This window comes from Pseudaeromonas sp. HNCC25DJ182 (assembly GCF_055413365.1).
Window position 1 is genome coordinate 272,481 of the sequence record NZ_JBVAYG010000002.1, and the last position, 22,494, is coordinate 294,974.

20 protein-coding genes and 1 pseudogene are annotated in these 22,494 nt (G+C 57.6%); 8 read left to right on the forward strand and 13 right to left on the reverse strand.

The window, feature by feature from the left end; genetic code table 11:
- Window positions 1–183: 183 nt before the first annotated feature.
- Window positions 184–1,677 (forward strand): annotated as a pseudogene (locus ACZYUB_RS03115) (alpha-amylase family glycosyl hydrolase); the annotation flags it as partial.
- A gap of 91 nt (window positions 1,678–1,768) precedes the next feature.
- On the opposite strand, the gene ACZYUB_RS03120 reads toward ACZYUB_RS03115, so the two are convergent.
- The 9 genes from ACZYUB_RS03120 to amrB form a co-directional block, all read right to left on the reverse strand.
- Window positions 1,769–3,373 carry a GGDEF domain-containing response regulator gene (locus tag ACZYUB_RS03120; RefSeq protein WP_463945451.1) on the reverse strand — a complete coding sequence of 535 codons (1,605 nt, stop codon included), beginning with the start codon at window positions 3,371–3,373 and terminating at the stop codon, window positions 1,769–1,771.
- Window positions 3,374–3,387: 14 nt separating this feature from the next.
- On the reverse strand, window positions 3,388–4,416 hold the full coding sequence (locus ACZYUB_RS03125; RefSeq protein WP_463945453.1) for a chemotaxis protein CheB: 1,029 nt from the start codon (window positions 4,414–4,416) through the stop codon (window positions 3,388–3,390).
- Between the two features lie 22 nt (window positions 4,417–4,438).
- Entirely contained in the window at window positions 4,439–6,835 is a 2,397-nt protein-coding gene (locus ACZYUB_RS03130) for a hybrid sensor histidine kinase/response regulator (RefSeq protein WP_463945455.1), read from the reverse strand.
- The gene (locus ACZYUB_RS03135; RefSeq protein WP_463945457.1) at window positions 6,835–8,565 is read right to left on the reverse strand and encodes a methyl-accepting chemotaxis protein; all 1,731 of its coding nucleotides are present in this window, start codon (window positions 8,563–8,565) and stop codon (window positions 6,835–6,837) included. The genes ACZYUB_RS03130 and ACZYUB_RS03135 overlap by 1 nt, the downstream gene beginning before the upstream one ends.
- Before the next feature lie 28 nt (window positions 8,566–8,593).
- Entirely contained in the window at window positions 8,594–9,124 is a 531-nt protein-coding gene (locus tag ACZYUB_RS03140; protein WP_463945459.1) for a chemotaxis protein CheW, read from the reverse strand.
- 9 nt (window positions 9,125–9,133) lie between these two features.
- Window positions 9,134–10,522, reverse strand: a complete 1,389-nt coding sequence (locus ACZYUB_RS03145; RefSeq protein ID WP_463945461.1) for a CheR family methyltransferase — start codon at window positions 10,520–10,522, stop codon at window positions 9,134–9,136.
- Window positions 10,515–10,979 (reverse strand): chemotaxis protein CheW, encoded by a 465-nt coding sequence (locus tag ACZYUB_RS03150; RefSeq protein WP_463945463.1) that lies wholly within the window; start codon window positions 10,977–10,979, stop codon window positions 10,515–10,517. The genes ACZYUB_RS03145 and ACZYUB_RS03150 overlap by 8 nt, the downstream gene beginning before the upstream one ends.
- 187 nt (window positions 10,980–11,166) lie before the next feature.
- Window positions 11,167–11,787 carry an AmmeMemoRadiSam system protein A gene (amrA, locus tag ACZYUB_RS03155; protein ID WP_463945465.1) on the reverse strand — a complete coding sequence of 207 codons (621 nt, stop codon included), beginning with the start codon at window positions 11,785–11,787 and terminating at the stop codon, window positions 11,167–11,169.
- Window positions 11,780–12,562 (reverse strand): AmmeMemoRadiSam system protein B, encoded by a 783-nt coding sequence (gene amrB / locus ACZYUB_RS03160; protein ID WP_463945466.1) that lies wholly within the window; start codon window positions 12,560–12,562, stop codon window positions 11,780–11,782. The genes amrA and amrB overlap by 8 nt, the downstream gene beginning before the upstream one ends.
- A gap of 80 nt (window positions 12,563–12,642) precedes the next feature.
- Here amrB and amrS point away from each other — a divergent pair, with 80 nt between their 5' ends.
- Window positions 12,643–13,719, forward strand: coding sequence for an AmmeMemoRadiSam system radical SAM enzyme (amrS, locus tag ACZYUB_RS03165; RefSeq protein ID WP_463945468.1), 1,077 nt, complete (start codon window positions 12,643–12,645; stop codon window positions 13,717–13,719).
- A gap of 20 nt (window positions 13,720–13,739) precedes the next feature.
- Here the strand turns inward: amrS and eco are convergent, their stop codons facing one another.
- From eco to ACZYUB_RS03185, 4 genes are all read right to left on the reverse strand, one after another.
- The gene (gene eco / locus ACZYUB_RS03170; RefSeq protein ID WP_463945470.1) at window positions 13,740–14,207 is read right to left on the reverse strand and encodes a serine protease inhibitor ecotin; all 468 of its coding nucleotides are present in this window, start codon (window positions 14,205–14,207) and stop codon (window positions 13,740–13,742) included.
- An 85-nt stretch (window positions 14,208–14,292) separates the two neighbouring features.
- Window positions 14,293–14,856, reverse strand: a complete 564-nt coding sequence (locus ACZYUB_RS03175) for a hypothetical protein (protein WP_463945472.1) — start codon at window positions 14,854–14,856, stop codon at window positions 14,293–14,295.
- Window positions 14,853–15,248: a hypothetical protein gene (locus tag ACZYUB_RS03180; RefSeq protein WP_463945474.1), complete on the reverse strand. Its 396-nt coding sequence runs from the start codon at window positions 15,246–15,248 to the stop codon at window positions 14,853–14,855. Before ACZYUB_RS03180 ends, ACZYUB_RS03175 begins: the two co-directional genes overlap by 4 nt.
- A gap of 173 nt (window positions 15,249–15,421) precedes the next feature.
- Complete coding sequence (locus ACZYUB_RS03185) at window positions 15,422–15,832, reverse strand: hypothetical protein (RefSeq protein ID WP_463945476.1); 411 nt, start codon at window positions 15,830–15,832, stop codon at window positions 15,422–15,424.
- 355 nt (window positions 15,833–16,187) lie between these two features.
- Here ACZYUB_RS03185 and cyoA point away from each other — a divergent pair, with 355 nt between their 5' ends.
- The 6 genes from cyoA (at window position 16,188) to ACZYUB_RS03215 (ending at window position 22,490) form a co-directional block, all read left to right on the forward strand.
- Window positions 16,188–17,141 (forward strand): ubiquinol oxidase subunit II, encoded by a 954-nt coding sequence (cyoA, locus tag ACZYUB_RS03190; protein ID WP_463945533.1) that lies wholly within the window; start codon window positions 16,188–16,190, stop codon window positions 17,139–17,141.
- A 2-nt stretch (window positions 17,142–17,143) separates the two neighbouring features.
- A complete protein-coding gene (cyoB, locus tag ACZYUB_RS03195) occupies window positions 17,144–19,135 on the forward strand; it encodes a cytochrome o ubiquinol oxidase subunit I (RefSeq protein WP_463945477.1) in 1,992 nt (663 codons plus the stop codon).
- The gene (gene cyoC / locus ACZYUB_RS03200; RefSeq protein WP_463945479.1) at window positions 19,125–19,757 is read left to right on the forward strand and encodes a cytochrome o ubiquinol oxidase subunit III; all 633 of its coding nucleotides are present in this window, start codon (window positions 19,125–19,127) and stop codon (window positions 19,755–19,757) included. Before cyoB ends, cyoC begins: the two co-directional genes overlap by 11 nt.
- Window positions 19,754–20,086: a cytochrome o ubiquinol oxidase subunit IV gene (locus ACZYUB_RS03205; protein WP_463945481.1), complete on the forward strand. Its 333-nt coding sequence runs from the start codon at window positions 19,754–19,756 to the stop codon at window positions 20,084–20,086. Before cyoC ends, ACZYUB_RS03205 begins: the two co-directional genes overlap by 4 nt.
- A 10-nt stretch (window positions 20,087–20,096) precedes the next feature.
- On the forward strand, window positions 20,097–20,984 hold the full coding sequence (cyoE, locus tag ACZYUB_RS03210; RefSeq protein WP_463945482.1) for a heme o synthase: 888 nt from the start codon (window positions 20,097–20,099) through the stop codon (window positions 20,982–20,984).
- A gap of 138 nt (window positions 20,985–21,122) precedes the next feature.
- The gene (locus ACZYUB_RS03215) at window positions 21,123–22,490 is read left to right on the forward strand and encodes an MFS transporter (protein WP_463945484.1); all 1,368 of its coding nucleotides are present in this window, start codon (window positions 21,123–21,125) and stop codon (window positions 22,488–22,490) included.
- The last annotated feature ends 4 nt before the right edge of the window (window positions 22,491–22,494 follow it).

The following is a 22,494-nucleotide window of genomic DNA, read 5'->3' on the forward strand; positions in this document are numbered from 1 at the left end:
ACCTTCAGCATGGGCTCGGTGGATATGAGTGCCCTGCAAGCCCTGGCCGGCTCCTTGAGCTGGCGCGACTTGGGTAATGGCAACATCGAGGTGACGATTCCGAAGCAGGGGGTTTGGGATCTGACGCTGGATGCCAGTGATGTCGCGCAGCAGAAACTGGGGCTGAGCTATGGGGGTAACTACGCCTGCTATGGCGCTGCGGAGAATTCGGCCTGTGATTTACGGATGTACCAGGTGATGGTGGAGTCGTTCGTCAATGGCGACGACAGCATCAACTATGGTGTCGGCTACGGCCCGTCCCAGCACAAGGGGGATTTGCAGGGGGTGATCGACAGCCTCGATTACATCAAGAGTCTGAACGTCAACGCCATCTGGCTGACCCCGGTGTTTGACTCCTGCTCGGGCAGCGGCGACGAGAAGCTCAATGCCACCGGCTACTTTGCCTGTGACTTCTTCAACGTCGATCCGAAGTTCGGTAGCAACGCCAAACTCAAGGAGCTGATCGACAAGGCGCACGAGAAAGGGTTGTACGTGTTCCTTGATGGCGTGTTCGGTCACGTCGGCCATGCTGGCGTGCCGAACGCTTCGCCGAGTGGTCTGCTTCCTGCGCTGAAGAGTGGTGGCAGTGGTTATCCCGGCTTCATTGTCGATTACAGCCAGCCGCAGAGTCTCGACTACTTCAAGGAGGTGGCGGGTTACTGGGTGCGTGAATATGGCATCGATGGTTGGCGCCTGGATCAGGCCTACCAGTTGCCGCTGGAGGCTTGGCGCGCGATCCGCGGTGTGGTTGAAACGGAGGCGCAGGCCCGCAAGGATGCCAACCAGAGCTGGGGAACCCTCGGCTACATGGTGGCCGAGGTCTGGGATGGTCCGGATGCGATTCGGGATAAGGCGTACGGCCCGGCCAACGCACCGGCGTTGCTCTCAGCCTTCGACTTCCCGCGTCGTTATGGTGTCGTGCAGGCGCTGGCCGCCGGTGAAGATGGTACCCATGCCAACGCCCGGGTGCTGGATACCGACTGGAACAACATCAGCAAGTATCCGTTCCATGCCATGCCGAACCTGATGCTGACCAACCACGATCTGGTGCGTTTCGGCGATCTGCTGGAGCGCAGTGGCCTGGTGAGCGGCGTCGCGGATCCGGCCTACTGGCAGCGCCACAAGGCAGCATTCAGCTTCATGGCCGCCTGGTCTGGCCCGATCACCCTCTATTATGGCGACGAGATTGGGGATGAGGTGCCAGGTTTTGCAGGCAAGGAACGCAACTTGCAGACCGGGGTTTGCTTGCTGACCGCCTGCCGTGATGATGACAACATCGCGCGGACCGATGGTCATGTGGCCGGGGTCAATGGTTTCGTACCCAATGCCGAGCAAGCCGATCTGCAGGCCTATGTGACCCAGTTGATGGCGCTGCGCAGTCAACATCCGGCACTGTACGCCGGTGAGCGCCTGAATCGCTGGATCGACGATAGCCTGTACGCCGATCTCAAGCAGACGGAAGGGGAGCAGATCCTGTATCTGCTGAATACCGGTACCGGTGAGCGCAGCTTCAACAACATCGATAGCGCTCTGTTGCGTGGTGCCACCCAGCTGCGTGACTTGCTGACCGATGAGGTGGTTCCGGTGGGTGCGATCACCGTGGCCCCGTTGAGTGGACGCCTCCTGATCGCCGAATAGTCGATCGCACGAGTTGCATCACCTGTAACGAAGAAGGCTCCCGCGGGAGCCTTCTTGTTTTGCTGCGAACGGTGGAGCGCCGAATGTAGGCTCAGCGGATAGCCTCACCCTGGGCCAGCATCACCCGATTGCGTCCGGCATGTTTGGCGCGATACAGGGCTTCGTCGGCTCGTTCGGTCATCTGGCTCAATGTCTCATCAGGCTGATAGCAAGCCAGGCCGAAGCTGGCGGTGATCGCCAGATCCTGCTGCAACAAGTTGCGAATGCGATCGGCCAGGGCGAACAACTGTTCGGTCTGGCTGTCGGCGACCAACAACATAAACTCCTCGCCGCCGAAGCGCACGGCCAGATCGGTGCTGCGCAGACACTGCCGTAACTGTTCGGCAACCCGGATCAGCAACTGATCCCCCTCCGGATGACCATAGGTATCGTTGAAGCGTTTGAAGTGGTCGATATCCAGCAGGATCAGACCGAAGGGTTGCTGACTACGACTGGTGCGCGCCTGGAGGTTGCTGTAGGCAATCTCCAGATGACGGCGGTTGGCGAGTCCGGTGAGTGGATCGTGGAGCGATAGCACCCGCGTTTCTTCAAACAGACGGATATTTTCCAGTGCCATACCGATCTGCCGTCCCAGCGACTCCAGCAGCTCCCGTTGCTGCGGGTCGAGTTGCAGGCCGATCCGGGTCTGGGCGCACAGCAGGCCAATCGGTTGCAATTGTGCCAGGAGCGGGATCACCATTCGCCCCGCCGGGCTGGTGCCGGGTTCACACTCCGAGGCGATGGGGCCAGTCAGCAGTTGCAGATGACGCACGCTGAAACAGGGCTGGCAATGATGATTGGCTAATTGACCGGTGTTGCGCTCATGTTCGTTGAGCAGGCGGATATGTACACCACCTATGATGCCAAACAGGGTGGACTGGTTCAGGCGATCGCAGACCAATTGGCACAGGGCACCGGGATCCCGGCTCTGGTTGACCAGCGATTCGATGCCATGCACCAGACGCAACTCCTCATTGGTCTGGCGAATGGCCCGATCTCGAGCCGACAGTTCAGCCAGGATCTGCTGGCTCTGCTGGTGGGCATCATTGGCCTCGGCCACGGCCAACTGTAACTGGCCATTGAGCTCACTGAGCTCGTGCTGGGTGGTAATCAGCTCATCATTGCGCAGCACCATGGCTTCGTAAGTCGCCATCAGCAGATCCAGGATCCGTTGCCGATCGGTGTTGATATGAAACCACTCGCCCTGAAAGAAAATGTCCGATTCGGTGTGTTCCGGTAACAGGCCGGCGCGCCGCTGACGCATGGTTTCCAGGATGCTGGCCATCCGCGACAGCAGGTAGGATTCGTTGTAGGGCTTGGTGATGAAATGGTCGGCCTTGCACTGCAAGGCCAGCAAAATATCACGGGCGCTGGAGAGCGAGGTCAGCAACACCACCGGCAGATCATGATGCCGGGGATGCTGGCGGATGGCGTGGCACAGGGCGTAGCCATCCATCTCCGGCATCAGGATATCGCTGATCACCAGATGGGGATCACTCTGCTCCAGCAGCGCCATCGCTTCCTTGCCATGCAGGGCTTGCTGGACGGCGAAGCCGTGCTTTTCCAGCAGGTAGCGCAGTTGGTTGGCCTGGGTCTGACTGTCTTCGACGATCAGCACCGAGAGCGTTTCGTGTTCGTTGAGCCATGACGAGAACATGGTGTTTCCTCGTATCAGGAACGCTGCGGCTGGCCGAGCAGCTGGCAGAGCGTTGTGGCCATCGCGGCCGGGGCTAATATCTGGCTGGCTGCCTGCAGGCGAACTGCTTCGCCGGGCATGCCATGGACCACACTGCTGTCCGCGTCCTGCACCAGGGTGCAGGCTCCGGCATCATGCAGGGTCTTGAGTTCGGCGGCACCATCGCGGCCCATGCCGCTGAGCAGGATGCCGATCGCTGCGCCCCCATACAGCTGGTGGGTCGAGCGAAACAAAAAGGAGACCGACGGACAGACACCATGTTCTGGCGCTGCATGGGCGAGCTGGATGCGGCGATCCGGCCCCAGTCCCATGTGACGATCTTCCGGGGCGACATAGATGCAGCCGGGTTGGGGCATCTCGCCACTGCGGGCCAACTGCACCGGCAGCGCCAGTCGCAGGCCGAGCCAGCGGCAGAAGCCATCGGTAAAGCCATTGGCGATGTGCTGCACCACCAGGATTGGCAGTGGAAAACTGGCGGGCAGTGGTTCGAGCAGGCTTTGCAGCGCCTGGGGGCCGCCGGTCGAGGCGCCAATCACCACCACGCGGGGCGGTTGGTGAGTGAGTACTTGCCGGGGGGCGGTGGCACTGGTGCGGCGACGCACAACCCTGACGCCGGCCATGGCGCGAAAGGTGAACAGCAACTCCTCGCGATGCTGCGCCAGATCGCTGGCCGTACTGACGCGAGGCTTGCGAAGCGCCCCCAGCGCACCGGCCGCCTGGGCGCGATGACTCAGGCTGCCGAGCTGGTCGTCGGCTTCGGCACTGACGATGACGATGGGCACCGGTGTGCTGGCCATGATCTGGCGGGTGACTTCAAAGCCGTCGAGATCGGACATCAGCACATCCATGCTGACGATATCCGGTTGCAGCCGCGCGCACAGCGCCAGAGCTTCACTGCCGCTGGTGGCACAGCCGACCACCTCGAAGTCGCCGGCCGCCAGAAACAGCTCATTGAGTAACTGCGCCGAGGTGGGTGAGTCATCGACTATTAAAACCCGTATCATGCTTCACTCCTGGCTTTCAGGATCAGAGGAACTTGCGGATGATCTCCAGCAAGTTGCTCTGATCAAAACTCGATTTGACGATGTAGGCATCGGCGCCCACATCGACACCCCGCTGCCGATCCTCGACAGACTCCAGGCTGGTGACCAGCACCACAGGTAAACGACTGAATTGCTCGTCGGCCCGCAGGTGTGCCGTGAGTTCAAAGCCATCCATCTTCGGCATTTCCACATCCGAACTGACCAGGTCGAAGGTTTCGTTCTGCAGCAAGGTCAAGGCATCTAGACCATCACAGGCGGTCTTGACCTCATAGCCATAGGATTCCAGCACGTTCTTCAGCAGGGTCCGCGAGGTGATCGAATCATCGACCACCAGGATACGGTGTGCGCTGCTGGCGCGAGGGACGTCACTCTCGATCACTTCGGGGAGCTGGCTCGGGGCACCACGGGCTGATTTCAGCAGATCATGGGTGTTCAGCAGCGGCAGCAGAGTGCCATCGCCAAGCACAGATACACCGGCGATATGCCGTACCCGGATCAGTTGGGGGCCGAGTTGCTTGACTAGCAAATCGTCCTCACCCAATACATCATCCACGGCAAAGGCAATGGGTTCCTGCTCCTGCCCCAGTAACAGCAGATCCTGCTGGCCGGAGGCGGCCGGGGCATCGGCGGCGATGCCGAGTAACCCGGCCAGCGAAACGATGGGCACGGTGCGCTGATCCAGGCTGAAGGTGGGGCGGCCCTCGATGGAGTGGATCTGCGAACTGTCCAGCCGCATTACCCGCTGAGTACTCAGGGTCGGCACGGCAAAACGCCGTTGACCGACCCGGATCTGGATGCCGCGGAAACTGGCCAGCGCCAAGGGTAACTCCAGCACAAATCGGGTGCCTTGGGCCGCCTGGCTGCTGACACGGATGTGGCCGCCGAGCTTTTCGATCTGCTCCTGCACGATCGCCATGCCCAGGCCCCGGCCGGAGAGATTGCTCACCTCGCGGCGGGTCGAGAGCCCGGAGCGGAAAATCAGTTGCAACGCTTCCTCATCGCTCAGCTGCGACACCTGCTCCGCAGTCAGGTAGCCGTCGCGCAGGGCGGCCTCCTGCAGAGCCTGGCGGTCGATGCCGCGGCCATCATCCTGGATCAGGATCTCGGCCTTGCCCTGTTCGGTGCAGCGGGCCTGGATCAGGATCCGGCCGCGGGCTGGCTTGCTGTTCCGCTCACGCTCGGCGGGAGGTTCGATACCGTGATCGATGGCATTGCGCAGCAGATGGATCAGCGGATCGCGCAGGCCTTGCAGAATGCGGCGATCCAGCTCCAGGCTCTCGCCCTGGATCTGTACTGTGAGCTGCTTGCCCTGCTCCTGAGCGATGTCACGCAGCATGGCGGCCAGCCCTTCGGTTAGCGAGGCAAACGGAAACATCAACAACGCCTTGGCATCGGCAATCAGTTTTTCGATCAGGCTTCCGGCCTGGCGAGCTTCCTGTTCACCGTGCCGTTTAACGCGCAGCAGAGACTTGCCCAAATCAGCCAACTGGCGATCCAGATCTTGAGGATCATCGAATGCGGATTGTTGCTGGCGTCGACGCAACTGGCCAAGGGTATCGAGGCAGCCTTTGAGCTCCAGCACCTGCTGACGCAGGGCCAGTTTCAGCGCTGTCATCTCTTCAGCCTGCAGCAGCAAGTCATCCAGCCGGGCGACCGGCAAGCGCACGCTCTCTTCCCGCCCCGGATATAACACCCGGTTCAGCGGATCCAGCCCTTCTTCGGTCGCTGGTGACGAAGCCTGTGGCGGCTTCGTTGCCTGAGCGGGGGGTATGTGCTCGTTGATCTGGCGCGGCGGGCTGCTGCCTGTAGCCGACATCGCCGGGGCGATTGAAACGGCACTCGGAGCCTGATCCTCCGACACCATCAGCGGGAGAGTCACTGCCTGCATCGCTGGTTCGACGGCGATCGAGTCGGGGGGAGGCTGAGTGACGGGAGCCGGTGCGACGGGCTCTGTTGGCGGCGTCGGTCGGGTAGCCGAACCGCTGGCTAGCTTGTCCAGACTCTGGCGCAGCGCCAAAGCGCGGGTGGTCAGTCGGCCAGGCAGTGGACCTTCGGCACCCTGCAGCTGGCTCTCCAGATTCTCGACACACTGCCGTAGCAATTCGAGCAGCGCCGGTTGCAGCGACAAGACTCTGCGTCGCAGCAAGGCCAGCACACTCTCCAGGGACTGACACAGATATTCCAGACTCGGCAGATTGACGATGCGGGCACCACCTTTGAGGCTGTGGGCGGCGCGATAGAAAACTTCCAGCGGCTGGACGGCGTCACCACCCAGCTCCAGCTCGTCGAGGGTGCGCGTCATCAGGCTCAGCTGCTCGCTGGCCTCCAGCAGAAAAGTTTGCAGCAGCCGAGCCCGCAGCTGACTCTCCAGATCGGTCATCAGCGGATCCTGAAGCGTTCGACCAGATCCCACATCCGGTTGCTCATCTGGTTGAGCGACGCCGTCGCCTCTTCGGCCTGGCGCATGCTGATCACGATCTGGTCGCTGGCACCGCGAATGTTGTCCATGGCGATGGCGACCTGATTCAAGCCCGCTACCTGCTCGTTGGTCGAGGCGAGGATCTGGGCGGCGGCCTGAACCGTGCCAGTGGCGCCCTGACCTATGGTCTGGATGGCGGTTTCGGTTTCCGCCGATTGCTGCACCCCGATCTCGACCGTCTTGCCGCCTTGTTCGGTGGCCATGACGGCACCGCTGATCGCCTTCTGGATATCATTCAGGATGCGGCGGATCTGCTCGGTCGACTCCTTGGATTGCTCGGCCAGACTACGCACTTCTTGCGCCACGACCGCAAAGCCCTTGCCATGTTCGCCCGCTTTGGCAGCTTCGATGCTGGCATTGACCGCCAGTAGGTTGGACTGCCCGGCCAGATCGCTGACCGAGGTGATGATTTCGCCAATCGCCATGCTCTGTTCACTCAAGCGGACAATGCTTTCAGCGATGAAATCCATCTGCTGACGGATCTTGTGCATGCCTTGCAGGGTGTCGCCGACGCTCTTCTGGCCGTGCTGGGTCATCTGGGCTGTGCTGCGCGCCGAATCGGAGACAAAGGCCGATTTCTGATTCACCTGCTGGGCGGTCACCTTGATCTCCTCCAGGGTGGTGGAGGTTTCGGAGACGGCGGCGGCGGTTTCCGTGGAGCTGGCGGCCAGTTGCGAGGTCAGGGCGGCAATCTGTGAGGAAGAGCCGCTGATCTGACGGGCTGCCTCCTGCACTTCGGTGACCAGATTGCGCAGGTTGCTGGTCATGGCGACAAAGGCATGACCCAGCTCATCCCGCTCGGACAGCGGGGTGATATCGGCTTGTAGCTGGTTGTTGGCCAATGCCTTGGCGACCTCGGACATGCTGTGCAGGTAACCACTCATGCGGGTAAAGGCCTGGGCCAGAATGGCTATTTCGTCACTGCGCTGGCCGATCTGGGGCGGCGGCAGACTGAGATCGCCCAGGGAAATTCGCTCGGCGACGGCCGTCAGATCGTGCAGTGGTGAGCTGATGCTGCGCACCAGATAAAAGCTGCCGGCACCAATACCCAGCAGGGTCAACAGGGTGGCCCACAAAATAAAGCTCAGGGCGATGTGATTGCTCTCCAGCAGTTCCTGTTGGCGCTGGGTCGCCAGTTGTTGTTCCAACTGCTCGATCTGCTGCTGGTTCTCCTGAACCTCGTTCATCAAGCGCAGGCCAACCCCTTGCTGGATCAGTTTCTGATACTCGGCGATTTGCCCTTTGTCATACATGCTGACACCGAGGTCCAGGCTGTCGAACCGGCTGTTCAGCTTGCCTTCCAGGGTACTGAGCAATGCGCGAGTATCGTTGCTGCGCACGGAGGCGTGCAGATTGCTCAGGTAGCGACGGGTTTGCGACTGATGGTCCCGGTAGGCTTGCAGATAATCCGGATTGCCGGACATCAGGTAACCCCGTTGCGCCGCTTCAGCCGCGAACAGTTGGGTGATCAACTGGCTGTTGCCGTTGATCATGGTGAAGGTATGGGTGACCTGCCCGGTATTGCTGATCATGCGATCGATATTGCTGTAGGTGATGAAACTGATGGTCCCCAGTGTCAACAGCATGATGCCCACCAGGGTGGCCAGTTTCTTTCCGATGGTCCAGCGCATGAACGGTTCCCTCGTTAGTCATTTTAAATTAATCAATCTCGTCTTCGATGCGCAGCCTGGGGTCGAGCAGCATGGCTTGGGCATCGAGCAGTATCAGTTGTTCCGGGCCTATGCCGTGCAGATAACGGCGTCCCTGATCACTCAGGGTGGGCAGCTGCTCCTGCAGGCTGTGCAATGGCAGGCGGCAGACGCCGGTCAGGGTGTCGATCAGCAAGCCGAACTCCTGATCCGCGCCAGCCAAGACGATCACCAACGAACGCTCCTTGGGAGCGGGGGCTGATAATCCTAACAGATGACGCGGCTCCATCAGACACAGAATGCGTCCGCGCAGATTCATGATCCCGGCGACAAAAGCGGGTACGCCGGGCAGCGGGGTAATCTGGCTGACCGGGATGATCTCGCGGATAAAACGGGATTCAAACCCGTAACACTCCTGGGCCACGGTAAAACAGGTGATGTCCAGATGCCGGGTCTGTTCTTCGCTGTGCACTCTGGGTTGGGCCAGCTTACGAGCCCGGGCTTGCAGGATCTCGGTGGTGTTATCGGGTATGTGGCTCATCATGGCTCCTTAACCTTGCAACCGTCGACGCTGCAGCAGCATATCCTGCAGTTGTCCGGCGGAAAGTCCTTCCGAGCCGGGCAGCAATTGCTCCGGCGAGAGTGCCGCCAGCAGTCGTTGCACTTGATCCAGATGACGCTCACCGCTACGGGTATCGGCGGCCTTGAGCTCCAATAAACCCAGTGCGTAGTGGGCCATGGCACACTCCGGCGCCAGATAGAGTACCCGTCGCAAGGCGGTACGTGCCGCCATGACCTCCCCCAACTCCTGCAGGATCATGGCGTGCAGATAGTGTCCTTCCGAGAACAGCTTGTGATGCTCTAGCGCCTGTTCACACAGGGCTCTGGCGGTATGCAGCTCACCCTGATCGGCCAGCTGGCGGGCCTGGGCGAATAGTTCGGTGCTGCTGACCGGGCTGTCGACGGACTCGATTTGCTGCCGCGGCTTGAATGGGTTGAGGGTCTCATTCGGAGTGGGTGGCGGGGCCGTATGGCCCGGATAAGCCGGGGTCAAGGTTGCTACATTCAGGGTGCGGCTTGCATCGCGTTTACGATACAAAAAGGCACCACCAATCTGCACGGTGTCGAACTCGGCTTGAAACAGTTGCGAGCATTCGGTCTGGCTCAAGACCAGCCAGCCCCCCGGACGCAAGCAGCGGGCGAAGCGGTCGGCAATCTGGGTGATGGTGTCGTCGCTGAAATACATCAGCACATTCCGGCAGAAGATGACGTCCAGCTCGTGGGTACCATTGAGGATGGATGGATAATCCGGGGCCGCCAGGTTGAGTTGGGCAAACTGCACCTGTTGCCGCAACGCCGGGTCCAGTAACCAACGCCCATCACCCTGTGGCCGGAAATAGCGTTGCTTGTAGTGGGTCGGCGTGGCACGAAATGACCAGGAGGTGTAATAGCCCTGCTGGGCTTTTTCCAGCGACTGGCGATTGATGTCGGTGGCCAATAGCGAGAAACCTGCGTGGTTATTGCGCAGAGTCTGGCTGTCTAGCGCCATTGCCAATGAGTAAGGCTCTTCACCACTGGCGCAACCGGCGCTCCACAGGCGTAAGGGTTGGTGAATGGGCCGCAGCCGTCTGAGCTCGGGCAGTATCGAGTCGAGCAGCGCCTGAATGGCTTCCGGCTCGCGAAAAAAATAGGTCTCACCTATGGTCAGCCCTTCGATCAGTAACTGCTCCTCCTCGGCGGTCAGCTGGTTACCGAGAAGGCGTTCACTCAGTTGGGCGCCATGGTCGAGCCCCAGTCGTGGCGCCAGTTGCTCCAGCTTGCGCTCCAGCTCTGGTAGCCGCTCGGGACTGTGGTACAGGCCGTAGTGGCGCGCGATATAGTCACCCATCCACTGACGTTGCAGAGGATTCAGTCCTGGTTGTGGGCAGAGTTCAACCATGATGCAGTCCATCGGTCGTGAGCAGGGCGTAACGTCGCAGGGTTTGTTCCAGATCCAGGATCAGGACCGCATGCCCGTCCTGCTCGAACCAACCGAGCCAGCAACCGCTATGACTCAAGAGTGGGCTGTCGTAGCAGAGTGCCTCAGGGGGAAGATCCAGCACCTGATGCACGGCGTCGGCAGGCATGACCCAGCCCTTGTCTGCGACATGGAGCAGTAAAAACAGGTCATCGACACCAACTGGACGCGAGGGGGAATCGACCAGATAACGGCTATCCAGTACCGGCAACAAGCTGCCGTGCACATTCAGCAGACCGAGCAAGGCGGGAGGCAGTTGGCCGACACGGGTGACGGCGGCGGCTTGGGTCACGGATCCCACCTGCTGCAATGGCAGAGCGTAGCGTTGGCCATCCAGGCTGAATACAAACAGGGATAACGGGGAGGCGTTCCGGATCAAACTCCTGGTCCTTCAGATCACAACTACAGAAAACAGACATCACCCGGGAGGGGCAAATTTGCGCAACCGAGGGGCGATTCTGTCAGGTAGGCCGGGGGATGACAAGGGACAGCTACGACTTGAATGACTCTTTTACATTTGCTGAACCTTCATCGTCATTACAGGCTCAAAACGAAAGAAGTCAGCTTCACTTGATGTCGTTTTCTGCTATTTCCAGGCTGTGATAACGAAATCCCTGCATCTCCTGCGGCCAGCCCGTCAGTGGCCAGCCGCCTTTGTGCAGCAGGTGATTCAGAAACTCCTCCGGATCCGGAAGCTCGCGCCAGACGGCGGGTAGAAAGGTGGCCCTGTGGCCGGGTGATTGCAACCAGAGACCATCTGCTTTCGGGATCAAAGCCTGTAACAATTGTGCTCGGGTTTGCGTCGGTATTGGCTGCAGAGGGCCCAGCAGCGAGATACTAAGCTCGCATTCGTCGAGCTCGGCTTCGCTGAGCGCGACAAAGCGCGGATCGCCAAAAGCCGCTGCTTGCGCAAAATAGGCCAGAGCATCCGCCAGGGGCTTCTCCGGCTCCAGACAGCCAATACAACCGCGCAATGCTCCCCGCTTGTGGAGGGTTACAAAGCAAGCCATCGGCTCCTGGGCCAGCGGCAGTTCGGCTTGTGCCTGTTGCAGATCGTAGATGAGTGCGGGATGCCAGTGGCTGCGGATGGCCAGACGCGCAAGGCTCAGCAGACTCTCTTGCTCCCGTGTTGACAGTATGGGTAGGCCATCCTGGCTTCGCTGCAGCTTGTCAGCGGGATCAGGCATAGAAGGCCACGGCGGCATAACCGACCACGTTGAGTTTTTCGCCGGTAATATCGCCAGAGTTGTGCTGTCCCAAAAGGCGAGGACGGAGGCCCAGTTTGCGGGCCAGCAACAGCATGGCGTTCAGTGCTTCACTGCCGCAGGCTTGTTCCGGCACCAGATCCGCTTCCAACGCCATGATCTGGGTGAGGGTGAAGGTATCCTGATGTTGAGCTTCGAGGTAGCTCAGGTAGTGGCTGAGATCACTACTGACGATGAGCAGGGTTTGTGGATTTAGTAACGGGCGCAGCAGACGGGCCAATTTCTTGGCCGGATAATGGCCGACGATCAGTGGCGTCAGCTGGAAGTGGCCGAGCTGATGCTGCAGCAACGGCAGTTGTACCTCGATGGCATGCTCGTGACGATGCGCCACTTCCGAGTATTGGGTATCGGCTTGCTGATAGAGATAGTCCAGTACCTCCCGATCTAACGGCACCTCGCCCAACGGCGTGGCGAATGCGATGCACTGTTCGGCGGGTAACAGTACTCCTTTGGCCGCCACTCTGTGGCCAGGGGCCAGCAGGATGACTCGGAAATAGCGATCCCGCGGGATCTGCTGGATAGCGAGTGCCGCCAGGGCTCCGGAATAGACATAGCCTGCATGGGGCATCAGCAACATACGCGGTGGATAAAATTCCAGTGGTTCGGATACCGGCAATGTTGCCAGCCAGTTGGTGATCTCGGCCGCGTCCGCCGGATAGAAGTGACCAGCCACTGCAGGTTGACGAATTGCGCTCATGAGGACTCCATCTATCGACATCAGTTCAGGTGAAATACTGCCTCCTGCCCTAGGATTATAGAGTGGGCGGGAGGTGTGTCGTGACAGAAATCAGTGAAAAATGCAAAACCCGTTACTGGCGTCAACTCGATGATGGCCGGGTGGAGTGTACGCTGTGCCCACGGCTATGCCAGCTCCGAGAAGGAAAGCGTGGGGTCTGCTTCGTGCGAATGGCCGAGTCGGGCCAGATAGTGCTGACCGCCTATGGCCAATCCAGTGGCTTGTGTATCGATCCTGTTGAAAAGAAGCCGTTATTCCATTTTTTACCGGGTACGCCGGTTCTCTCCTTCGGTACCGTTGGTTGTAATCTAACCTGCCGGTTTTGCCAGAACTGGGATATCAGTAAATCACGAGACTCGGCTACGTTGCAGGTTGCGGCCACACCGGAGCAAATCGCGAGTACGGCTCTGCGGTACGGATGCCGCAGTGTTGCCTTTACCTATAACGACCCGGTTATTTTCATGGAGTTCGCGCTGGATGTGGCGCGCGCCTGTCATGCCCTGGGCATACAGACGGTTGCGGTGACGGCGGGATATATCAATCCGCAACCGGCAGTGGAGTTTTTTGCCGCTATGGACGGCGCCAATGTCGATCTGAAGGCTTTCAGTGAGGGTTTTTATCACAGGATCTGTGGCGGGCATTTGCAGCCGGTGTTGGATACCTTGCGTTATATCCACCATCAAACCAAGGTGTGGCTGGAGCTGACCACCTTGTTGATCCCGGGGGAAAATGACAGTGATCAGGAAATCAGCGCGCTGTGTGACTGGATCGGCGGTGAATTGGGTCCCGAGGTGCCGCTGCATTTTACCGCCTTTCATCCCGATTACCGGTTGCTGGATCGGCCAGCGACATCGGTTGCGACCCTGCAGCGTGCTCGGCAGCTGGCTCAGGTCGCGGGGTTACATTACGTCTATACCGGTAATGTGCAGGATAGCGAGGGGGAAAGTAGCCGGTGTCCGGCCTGTGGCGCCTTGTTGATCGGTCGCGATCGCTATCGACTAACCGACTGGCAACTGCTTGATGGTTGCTGCGCCGCCTGTGGCCACCGAGTGCCGGGGCGGTTTGAAGCCAGGCCGGGTGATTGGGGAGCACGCCGCCTGGCTGTCAAACCAGTCTAGTTTCGAGGGTCGACGGTGGGCTATTCGAGGCTGGCGGCCTGCGCTGCTCCTGGTTGCCAGATGCGGTAGTGCACATCAATGCCCTGTGGCACATACAGTACTATGGGCAATCGGCTGTTGTATCGCACCAGATAGCCATTCCCGCTGACCGGAACTGCGGCCTCTTTCTTCGCCGTGTTTGGACAGGCCATCATGGTGCTCGCCGGACCCATTACCTTGTCCAGTTGGTAATAGTTGTAGCCCCAGCCTTGCAACGTCTTTTCCTGTAGGTCGCCGCCCAGGCGCTGCCGGTTGCAATCCACCATCAGTTGCTTGCTGAGCAGGATTTCAACTTTGCGGCTGGATTCATCCGCTTGTTTGGGTAAGCGAATGACCAGGCGCTGCATCGAGGGCTCCGCCGCCGGAAACATGCTGATGTCATGCGGAGTGGCGGCTGACAGCGGCAGGCTGCAGGCCAGCAACAGGGCAGAAAGACAGAGTGTGCGCATGAAGGACTCCTGAGGATAAAAGCAGTGACGGAAACAGTCTAGCAAGTGTGCAACGGGAAACCCTGAATGGAATGTGAACCTCCCGTTATTTTCTGGTGCGTTTGAGATCCGGGTCTTGCCGGGTACTAAGTACCCAGATGGATTTATCCTGATTAGTCAGGAGAATATGGTGTTCATCCAACAGGGTCAGTGGACGACTGCGATTGAAGAGGGCTAACCAGATATCCTTCAGGGGTTGTGCATGTCGAGCCAGAAGTTTCTTTCCTGTATCGTTGAAAGGGAGTGCGGTGTAGCTACTGGATTTGAGGATCAAGAATCCATCACTGAGCAGCCAGCTTCCCTGGATCGAAATTCGCAGGTCGGCGGTTAACCCGCGCTGCTCTTTTAATTGCACAGCCAGATCCAGCTGCGCTTCGCCATTACTGAGCAAGCGCAAATTCCCCCTTTCCCACCAGTTTTCAACCGGGGTACTCAGGATCAGACTGGCTAATTCCGATTCACTGAGGGTTTCCCGCTGGTAGCTCCACAGTTTGCCCGCAATCCTCTGTTCAAGGCGCCAATCTGAATCCAGCCAGACACACAAGCCAATCGCGGTGACCAGCATGAGTGCCAACAGGGATTGTTGCTGATTCGAGTACAGCCATCTCATGGACACAACTCCTGGATATGGCCCTTGATGTAAAAATTGATGCTTCCTTCGGTGCTGACCCAGGCCAGATACCAGGAGTCCGGAGTGGTACTGATGATGATCTGCTGAGCGGCGGGAAGGTGTCGCTTTTGTCCCCAGGCTACCAGACAACGGGAGAGTTTCTGGTCCTCCAGGCTTCTACTGCTCCCCTGTTGCCAGAGGAGCAAGCTCGCAGGCTTGTCGGGGTGCAAGGGGGAGAGGGACTCAAGACGATAAAGACTGACTGCGTAGCTGCAGGCGAGTAATAGCAGGACCATTTGCAACCAGAACAAACCTTTGCGCCATTTGGACGGTGCAAAGGCTTGCTGTTCCAGAAGGGCGCTGACTTCATCCTGCTCCAAATGAACATTCATCGTCGGGACTCAAAAAGTGGGATATGGCCATTATTGCATCAAACCGAGCGTCAAGAATATCCCGGGTAACTCGCGAAGTGAGCAACTACCCCTGATGGGGACGGTTTTAGACCCGTTGGTGCAAAAAAACAGCCGCCAATGACGGCGGCTGGTTTTTTGGAGCAGATGAGGACTTAGTTGGTCAGGGTACCGTCAACCAGCTCATAGGATTTGACCGCATCACCTTCAAATTTCAGGGTCACGATCTTTTCGGCTTTTTTGGTATCGGTGCCTAGCGCGTTAGCCAGAGCCATGGCGCCGCTGGCCTTATCGCTGATGCTGCTGATGTCATATTTCCAGACTTCGTTGCCGCTGATGGTTTCGATGGCCTTGGGAGCGCCCAGCTTGGTTTTAACCTGCTCTTTGGTCGCGCCTTCTTGAACCTTGCTCTTGACCAGTTCGAGGACGGCCTTGTCGGTCGATGCGCCGCTATCGGTTGCGGTATTGATCGCGGTTGCGGTATCAGTGACTGCATCCAGCAGGCCTGCTTGGGCTGAACCCACCAAGGTGATCAGTAAGGCAGCGGCGAGGGTGATATTTTTCATCGTCAGTATTATCCCTGAATTTATGTAAGGTTTATCGGTTGCATATGAGTACGCCGCAGGAATGTACAAGAAGGCTGTGAGCGGGTCAATCACCATAGCCGTTTGACGTCAGCCATGGTAACTCACTGAGCCATGTGATGATAAAACTCGCAAACTCAGTCGGCCCGGCGAATAGGGAGTGGCAGGCTATGATGGCGACGAATTGACCATAAAAGCCGCAAAAACAGACATTTCCCGGATCAAAGTGTAAAAATTTGAACTTGGTTGTTAACAAGTTGTAGAAAATCATTACCCTTGCAGAATTGAATGCCGATTGGCCTGAAGTGCAAGTGCGGGACCTCAAGGGAGTTAGATGATGAGAGGAAATAAACAAATCCAACCAGGATGGTTACTGTGTCTTGCGGCACTCCTCCTGAGCGGTTGTAACATGGCGTTGCTCGATCCCAAAGGGCAGATCGGGCTGGAGCAGCGATCACTGATTATCACCGCCATTGCATTGATGTTGATCGTGGTGGTTCCGGTCATCGTGATGACCTTCTGGTTCGCCTGGCGCTATCGCGCCTCCAATACCAAGGCTACTTATGCCCCGGATTGGGAGCACTCGAATAAGATCGAGTTCGTGGTCTGGACCATTCCCTGCATCATTATCTTGATCCTCGGCGTCATCACCTGGCGCAGTACCCATGCTCTGGACCCGCGTCAGCCGATTGCCAGTCCGGCCAAGCCGCTGGTGATTGAAGCCATCTCGCTGGACTGGAAATGGCTCTTCATCTATCCCGAGCAAGGGATTGCCACCGTGAACCAGATTGCCTTTCCGGTGAATGTGCCGGTGCAATTCAAGGTCACATCTGGTTCAGTCATGAACTCCTTCTTCATTCCACAACTGGGTAGCCAGATTTATGCCATGGCCGGGATGCGCAATCAGCTGCACCTGATCGCCAACGAAGAAGGGAGCTATCAGGGCATTTCCGCCAACTACAGCGGGCATGGCTTTTCGGGGATGAAGTTCACGGCCGAAGCGCGATCCCAGGAGGGATTCGAGCAATGGCTGGCGCAAGTCAAGGCATCGCCTTCCAGTTTGCAATTTACCGATTATCAGAAACTGGTCGAGCCGAGTCAGAACAATCCGGTTGCTTACTATTCCACGGTCGAAGCCAAGCTGTATGACAGGATCGTCAACCAGTTCATGGGGCATGGGCTCCCGGGGGGAACTCAGCGCCAGATGATGGAGATGAGTCACGAGGATGCGATGCCGATGAGCCATGGAAACGGTGAGCACATGGACGCACATTCAGGAAATGGGGAATAATCATGTTTGGCAAATTAACGCTTGAGGCCATTCCGTATCACGAGCCCATTATCATGGGCGCGGTCGGGGCCATGATTTTGGGCGGTTTGGCGCTGTGTGCAGCCTTGACCTATTTCGGGAAATGGAAGTGGCTGTGGACCGAGTGGTTAACCTCGGTCGATCACAAGAAGATCGGCGTCATGTATATCATTGTCGCCATGCTGATGCTGCTGCGCGGCTTTGCCGATGCCATCATGATGCGGATGCATATGGCGGCGGCTTCGGCCGGCACCGAGGGTTTCCTGCCTCCCCATCACTACGACCAGATCTTTACCGCTCACGGTGTCATCATGATTTTCTTCATGGCCATGCCGTTTATGGTCGGCTTGATGAACATTGTGGTACCGCTGCAGATTGGTGCTCGTGATGTGGCCTATCCTTTCCTGAACTCCTTGAGCTTCTGGTTGTTTGTGGTCGGCGTAGCGCTGATGAACATTTCTCTGGGGGTTGGTGAGTTTGCCCAGACCGGTTGGCTGGCTTATCCGCCGTTGTCAGGTAAACAATTCAGTCCCGGGGTCGGGGTCGATTACTGGATCTGGAGCTTGCAGATCTCGGGGATCGGTACCCTGCTGACCGGGGTCAACTTCTTCGCCACCATTCTGAAAATGCGTGCCCCGGGCATGAAGATGATGCAGATGCCGGTCTTTACCTGGACAGCTTTGTGTACCAACGTGCTGATCATCATTTCGTTCCCGATCCTGACCGCGACTGTTGCCTTGCTGACCATGGATCGCTACCTGGGCACCCACTTTTTCACCAATGAAATGGGTGGCAACCAGATGATGTATGTGAACCTCATCTGGGCCTGGGGGCACCCTGAGGTGTACATCCTGATCCTGCCTGCTTTCGGTATCTTCTCCGAAGTGGTGGCGACCTTCTGTAAGAAGCGGTTGTTTGGCTATACCTCGCTGGTGTGGGCCACCGCGGCGATTACTATCTTGTCCTTTATCGTCTGGTTGCATCACTTCTTCACCATGGGCGCAGGAGCTAACGTCAACGCCTTCTTCGGGATTGCCACCATGATTATCTCGATACCCACAGGGGTGAAGATATTCAACTGGCTATTCACCATGTATCGCGGCCGTATCCAATTCAGTGTGCCCATTCTCTGGACCCTGGGCTTCCTGGTGACCTTCTCGATTGGGGGGATGACCGGCGTGTTGCTCGCCGTGCCAGGTGCTGACTTCGTATTGCATAACAGCCTGTTCCTGATTGCCCACTTTCATAACGTCATCATCGGCGGTGTGGTGTTCGGTTATCTGGCGGGCTTCAACTACTGGTTCCCCAAGGCGTTTGGTTTCACTCTGAATGAGCGCCTGGGACGATACTCCTTCTGGTTCTGGATCACAGGTTTCTTCTTCGCCTTTGTCCCGCTCTATATTCTCGGCTTTATGGGCATGACCCGCCGGGTCAGTAACCAGATCGATCCCCAGTATCATCTGCTGCTAGCGATTGCCGCAGGGGGCGCAGTATTGATCCTGATCGGCATTATCTGCCAACTGTTGCAGCTGGCGGTGAGTATCCGGGATCGGGAAAAGAACCGGGATCTGACGGGGGACCCTTGGGGTGGCCGCACTCTGGAATGGTCTACCTCTTCACCACCACCTTTCTACAACTTTGCCAAGTTGCCAGAGGTCAAGGATCGGGATGCCTTCTGGGCCGCGAAGGAGGATGGTTCTGCCTTCCAGCAACCCACTCACTACGCGCCTATCCATATGCCGAAGAATACCAGCGCCGGTCTTATCATCAGCGCCTTCAGTCTGGTGATGGGGTTTGCTCTGGTCTGGCATATCTGGTGGCTGGCGATTGTTGGTCTAGTTGGCATGATCGCCACCTATATCAAACATACCTTTAATGACGATGTGGATTACTACGTTCCCGTCGAGGTGGTCGAGCGGACCGAAAATGAACATTTTGCTGCAATTGCCAAGGCAGGGGTAAACCATGGCCGCTGAAATTCTACATCACCCGGCGGCCCAGGCCGCCCATGCTGAACATCACACCGAACATCATCATGATGCCGGCGGGAATGCGATTTTCGGCTTCTGGATCTACCTGATGAACGACTGCATTCTGTTTGCAACTCTGTTTGCAACCTATGCGGTTCTGGCGGGCAATATTGCCGATGGCCCTTCGGCCAAGGAGATCTTCGAACTTCCGTATGTTCTGGTCGAGACTTTCCTGCTGCTGTTCAGCAGCGTGACCTACGGCTTTGCCATGCTGGCATTTTACAAGCAGCAGAAGCAGGCGCTATTGGGTTGGCTGGCAATCACCTTCGTCTTCGGACTCGGCTTCATCGGCATGGAGATCAACGAATTTGCCCATCTGATTGGCGAAGGATTCGGACCGGATCGCAGTGCGTTCCTCTCGGCCTTCTTTACTCTGGTCGGTACCCATGGTCTGCACGTGCTGAGCGGTCTGATCTGGATGGCGGTTCTGATGATCCAGTTGGTTAAAAATGGCCTGACTGCGAAGAACGGCACCCGTTTGATGTGTCTGAGTCTGTTCTGGCACTTCCTGGATCTGATCTGGATCTGTGTCTTCACTGTGGTCTATTTGATGGGAGTATTGCCATGAGTCATAGCAATGCACATCGCGCCGGTGCCGGTCATGGCACCACGCGTTCTTATGTGATTGGTTTTATCCTGTCGGTCATTCTGACACTGATCCCTTTTGGTCTGGTGATGTATCCAGCGTTCTCCAGCAGTGTATTGCTGATGGCGATCATCGGGTTGGCCTTATTGCAGATCCTGGTTCAACTGGGCTTTTTCCTGCATATGAATACCAAATCGGATGAAGGCTGGAACATGCTGGCCTTTGTCTTTACGGTACTGATTATTGCCATTCTGGTGGTTGGATCGATGTGGATTATGTTCCATCTGAATAGCAACATGATGGAACCATAAGGCGATCACTATGCTAAAACGCTACCTGCTGGTTACCAAGCCTGGAATTATCTTTGGCAATCTCATCTCGGTGGTGGGTGGTTTCTTCCTGGCTTCCAAAGGAAGCCTGGAACTGGATATATTCCTCGCCACCCTGGTCGGGGTTTCATTGGTCATTGCATCCGGCTGTGTGTTTAACAACTACATCGACCGGGATATTGATTGCCTGATGGAGCGCACCCGCAACCGGGTGCTGGTGCAGGGATTGATTGGTCCTCGGACTACGCTGGGATATGCAACCTGTCTGGGAGTAGCCGGCGTGGCGTTGCTCTACTGGGTGAATCCATTATCGGCGGCACTCGGCGGTTTGGGCTTCGTGGTGTATGTCGGTTTGTACACGCTGTGGCTCAAGCGTCGTTCAGTCTACGGAACCCTGGTCGGCAGTTTATCCGGGGCAACACCGCCGGTGATCGGGTATTGTGCGGTCAGCAATGAATTCGATGCTGGAGCTTTGATTCTGTTGCTGATCTTCAGTTTGTGGCAGATGCCACACTCCTATGCGATTGCCATTTTCCGTTTCAAGGATTACCAGGCGGCGGCGATTCCGGTACTGCCGGTGAAGAAGGGTATCGCGCTGACCAAAAATCATATCATCCGCTACATAATGGCGTTTGCATTGGCTACCGTCATGTTGACCTTCAGCGGTCATGCCGGATTCTTCTATTTCGCGGTCGCCGCCTTGGTCAGTGTGATCTGGCTGGTCATGGCACTCAAGGGCTTCCGTGTGGTGGATGATCGCGTATGGGCCCGTCAGCTGTTTATCTTCTCGATTGTGGCCATCACCAGCCTGAGCCTGATGATGTCCGTCGATGTGCAGGGGACAGGGATGAGTGGCGAGTTGTTTACCTTACTGAAATAACACGCTAGTTTGTTTGCCAGGCGGCCCCGGGGCCGCCTGTTGTTTTACCGCCATCGATAGTTACCGAGATAGCGACGCAGCCGATTGCGAGTAACCGGTACGAGGTGAAAGCTCCGCCGTGAACCTGGATTGATTCATATGCATGATGATCGAATGACTGGCCGCGAGTTGCGCGCAACCTGGGGCCTGGGCTTGTTATTTGCCTTGCGTATGCTGGGTATGTTCATGGTGTTGCCGGTGTTGACGACCTATGGTCATGAACTGGCGGGCGCTACGCCAGCATTAATCGGTATTGCTATCGGGATCTACGGTTTTACTCAGGCGCTGTGCCAGATCCCGCTTGGATTTCTGTCGGATCGACAAGGCCGTCGATTGGTTATCGTTGGCGGATTGCTGCTGTTTGCGTTGGGCAGTGGGGTCGCCGCACTGGCCGATTCCATCTGGGGCATTATTCTCGGCCGCGCCTTGCAGGGGGCGGGTGCCATTTCGGCTGCAGTCATGGCATTACTTTCCGATTTGACTCGTGAACAGCATAGAACCAAAGCCATGGCGGTCATTGGTATGAGCTTTGGCGTGACGTTTGCCGTTGCCATGGTCACGGGGCCGATTTTAGCGCGCAGTTTCGGAGTGTCATTCCTGTTCTGGGCCATTACGGTTCTGGCCATTCTGGCCATCGGCGTGGTGCTGTTTCTGGTACCGCAACCCGCCACTCATCAGCTGGATCGGGAGTCCGCCCTGGTTCCCGGCGGTGTTCTGCATGTTCTGACTCGACCTCGTTTGTTGCGGCTGAATCTGGGTATATTTTGTTTGCATGTCTTGCTGATGAGCAGTTTTATTGCCTTGCCGGTGGCACTGGAATCAGCCGGTATGGAACGGAGTGAACAATGGCAGGCCTATTTGTGGACCATGCTGATCTCCTTCTTGCCGGTTCTGCCCATCATCATTTATGCCGAAAAGTTTCGACGTATGCGGCGGGTCTTTCTGGGAACCATTCTGCTGTTGCTCGGATGTGAACTGGTATTGTGGGGCAGTGGCGATTCATGGTTTGGGCTCATCATCGGCATGCAACTATTCTTCATTGCTTTTAACCTGATGGAGGCTTTGTTGCCCTCCCTGGTGAGCAAGGAGGCTCCAGCCGGCTTTAAGGGCACCGCCATGGGCATCTACTCCACCGCGCAATTTTTAGGGGTTGGTATCGGCGGCAGTCTGGGCGGATACCTGTCAGGCATGGCTGGGAGCAGCGGTGTGTTTTTATTTGCAGCGATGCTGGCTCTGCTGTGGTGGACGATTGCCCGGTCTATGCCCGAGCCTGCCTATGTCAAATCTATACGTCTGATGCTTCCTGCTGCATCCTCCGACCAACTGGAGGCATTGCAACTGCGCTTGCGGCAACAACCTGGAGTGCAGGAAGTGGCATTCGTAGCTCAGGAACAGGCGGCGTTTATCAAGGTGGATACCCGGGAAACCAGCCGCCTCGAATTGGAGGCGCTGGTTGCTGCAGACTGAGCTG

Bases quoted from the DNA above. Each gene is read 5' to 3' on its own strand.
- ACZYUB_RS03205 (WP_463945481.1), top strand. From the start codon at position 19,754: ATGAGTCATAGCAATGCACATCGCGCCGGTGCCGGTCATGGCACCACG.
- cyoA (WP_463945533.1), top strand. From the start codon at position 16,188: ATGAGAGGAAATAAACAAATCCAACCAGGATGGTTACTGTGTCTTGCG.
- cyoC (WP_463945479.1), top strand. From the start codon at position 19,125: ATGGCCGCTGAAATTCTACATCACCCGGCGGCCCAGGCCGCCCATGCT.
- ACZYUB_RS03180 (WP_463945474.1), bottom strand. From the start codon at position 15,248: ATGAATGTTCATTTGGAGCAGGATGAAGTCAGCGCCCTTCTGGAACAG.
- ACZYUB_RS03185 (WP_463945476.1), bottom strand. From the start codon at position 15,832: ATGAAAAATATCACCCTCGCCGCTGCCTTACTGATCACCTTGGTGGGT.
- ACZYUB_RS03140 (WP_463945459.1), bottom strand. From the start codon at position 9,124: ATGAGCCACATACCCGATAACACCACCGAGATCCTGCAAGCCCGGGCT.
- cyoB (WP_463945477.1), top strand. From the start codon at position 17,144: ATGTTTGGCAAATTAACGCTTGAGGCCATTCCGTATCACGAGCCCATT.
- ACZYUB_RS03175 (WP_463945472.1), bottom strand. From the start codon at position 14,856: ATGAGATGGCTGTACTCGAATCAGCAACAATCCCTGTTGGCACTCATG.
- ACZYUB_RS03145 (WP_463945461.1), bottom strand. From the start codon at position 10,522: ATGGTTGAACTCTGCCCACAACCAGGACTGAATCCTCTGCAACGTCAG.
- eco (WP_463945470.1), bottom strand. From the start codon at position 14,207: ATGCGCACACTCTGTCTTTCTGCCCTGTTGCTGGCCTGCAGCCTGCCG.
- ACZYUB_RS03135 (WP_463945457.1), bottom strand. From the start codon at position 8,565: ATGCGCTGGACCATCGGAAAGAAACTGGCCACCCTGGTGGGCATCATG.
- cyoE (WP_463945482.1), top strand. From the start codon at position 20,097: ATGCTAAAACGCTACCTGCTGGTTACCAAGCCTGGAATTATCTTTGGC.
- ACZYUB_RS03130 (WP_463945455.1), bottom strand. From the start codon at position 6,835: ATGACCGATCTGGAGAGTCAGCTGCGGGCTCGGCTGCTGCAAACTTTT.
- ACZYUB_RS03125 (WP_463945453.1), bottom strand. From the start codon at position 4,416: ATGATACGGGTTTTAATAGTCGATGACTCACCCACCTCGGCGCAGTTA.
- amrB (WP_463945466.1), bottom strand. From the start codon at position 12,562: ATGAGCGCAATTCGTCAACCTGCAGTGGCTGGTCACTTCTATCCGGCG.
- amrA (WP_463945465.1), bottom strand. From the start codon at position 11,787: ATGCCTGATCCCGCTGACAAGCTGCAGCGAAGCCAGGATGGCCTACCC.
- ACZYUB_RS03215 (WP_463945484.1), top strand. From the start codon at position 21,123: ATGCATGATGATCGAATGACTGGCCGCGAGTTGCGCGCAACCTGGGGC.
- ACZYUB_RS03120 (WP_463945451.1), bottom strand. From the start codon at position 3,373: ATGTTCTCGTCATGGCTCAACGAACACGAAACGCTCTCGGTGCTGATC.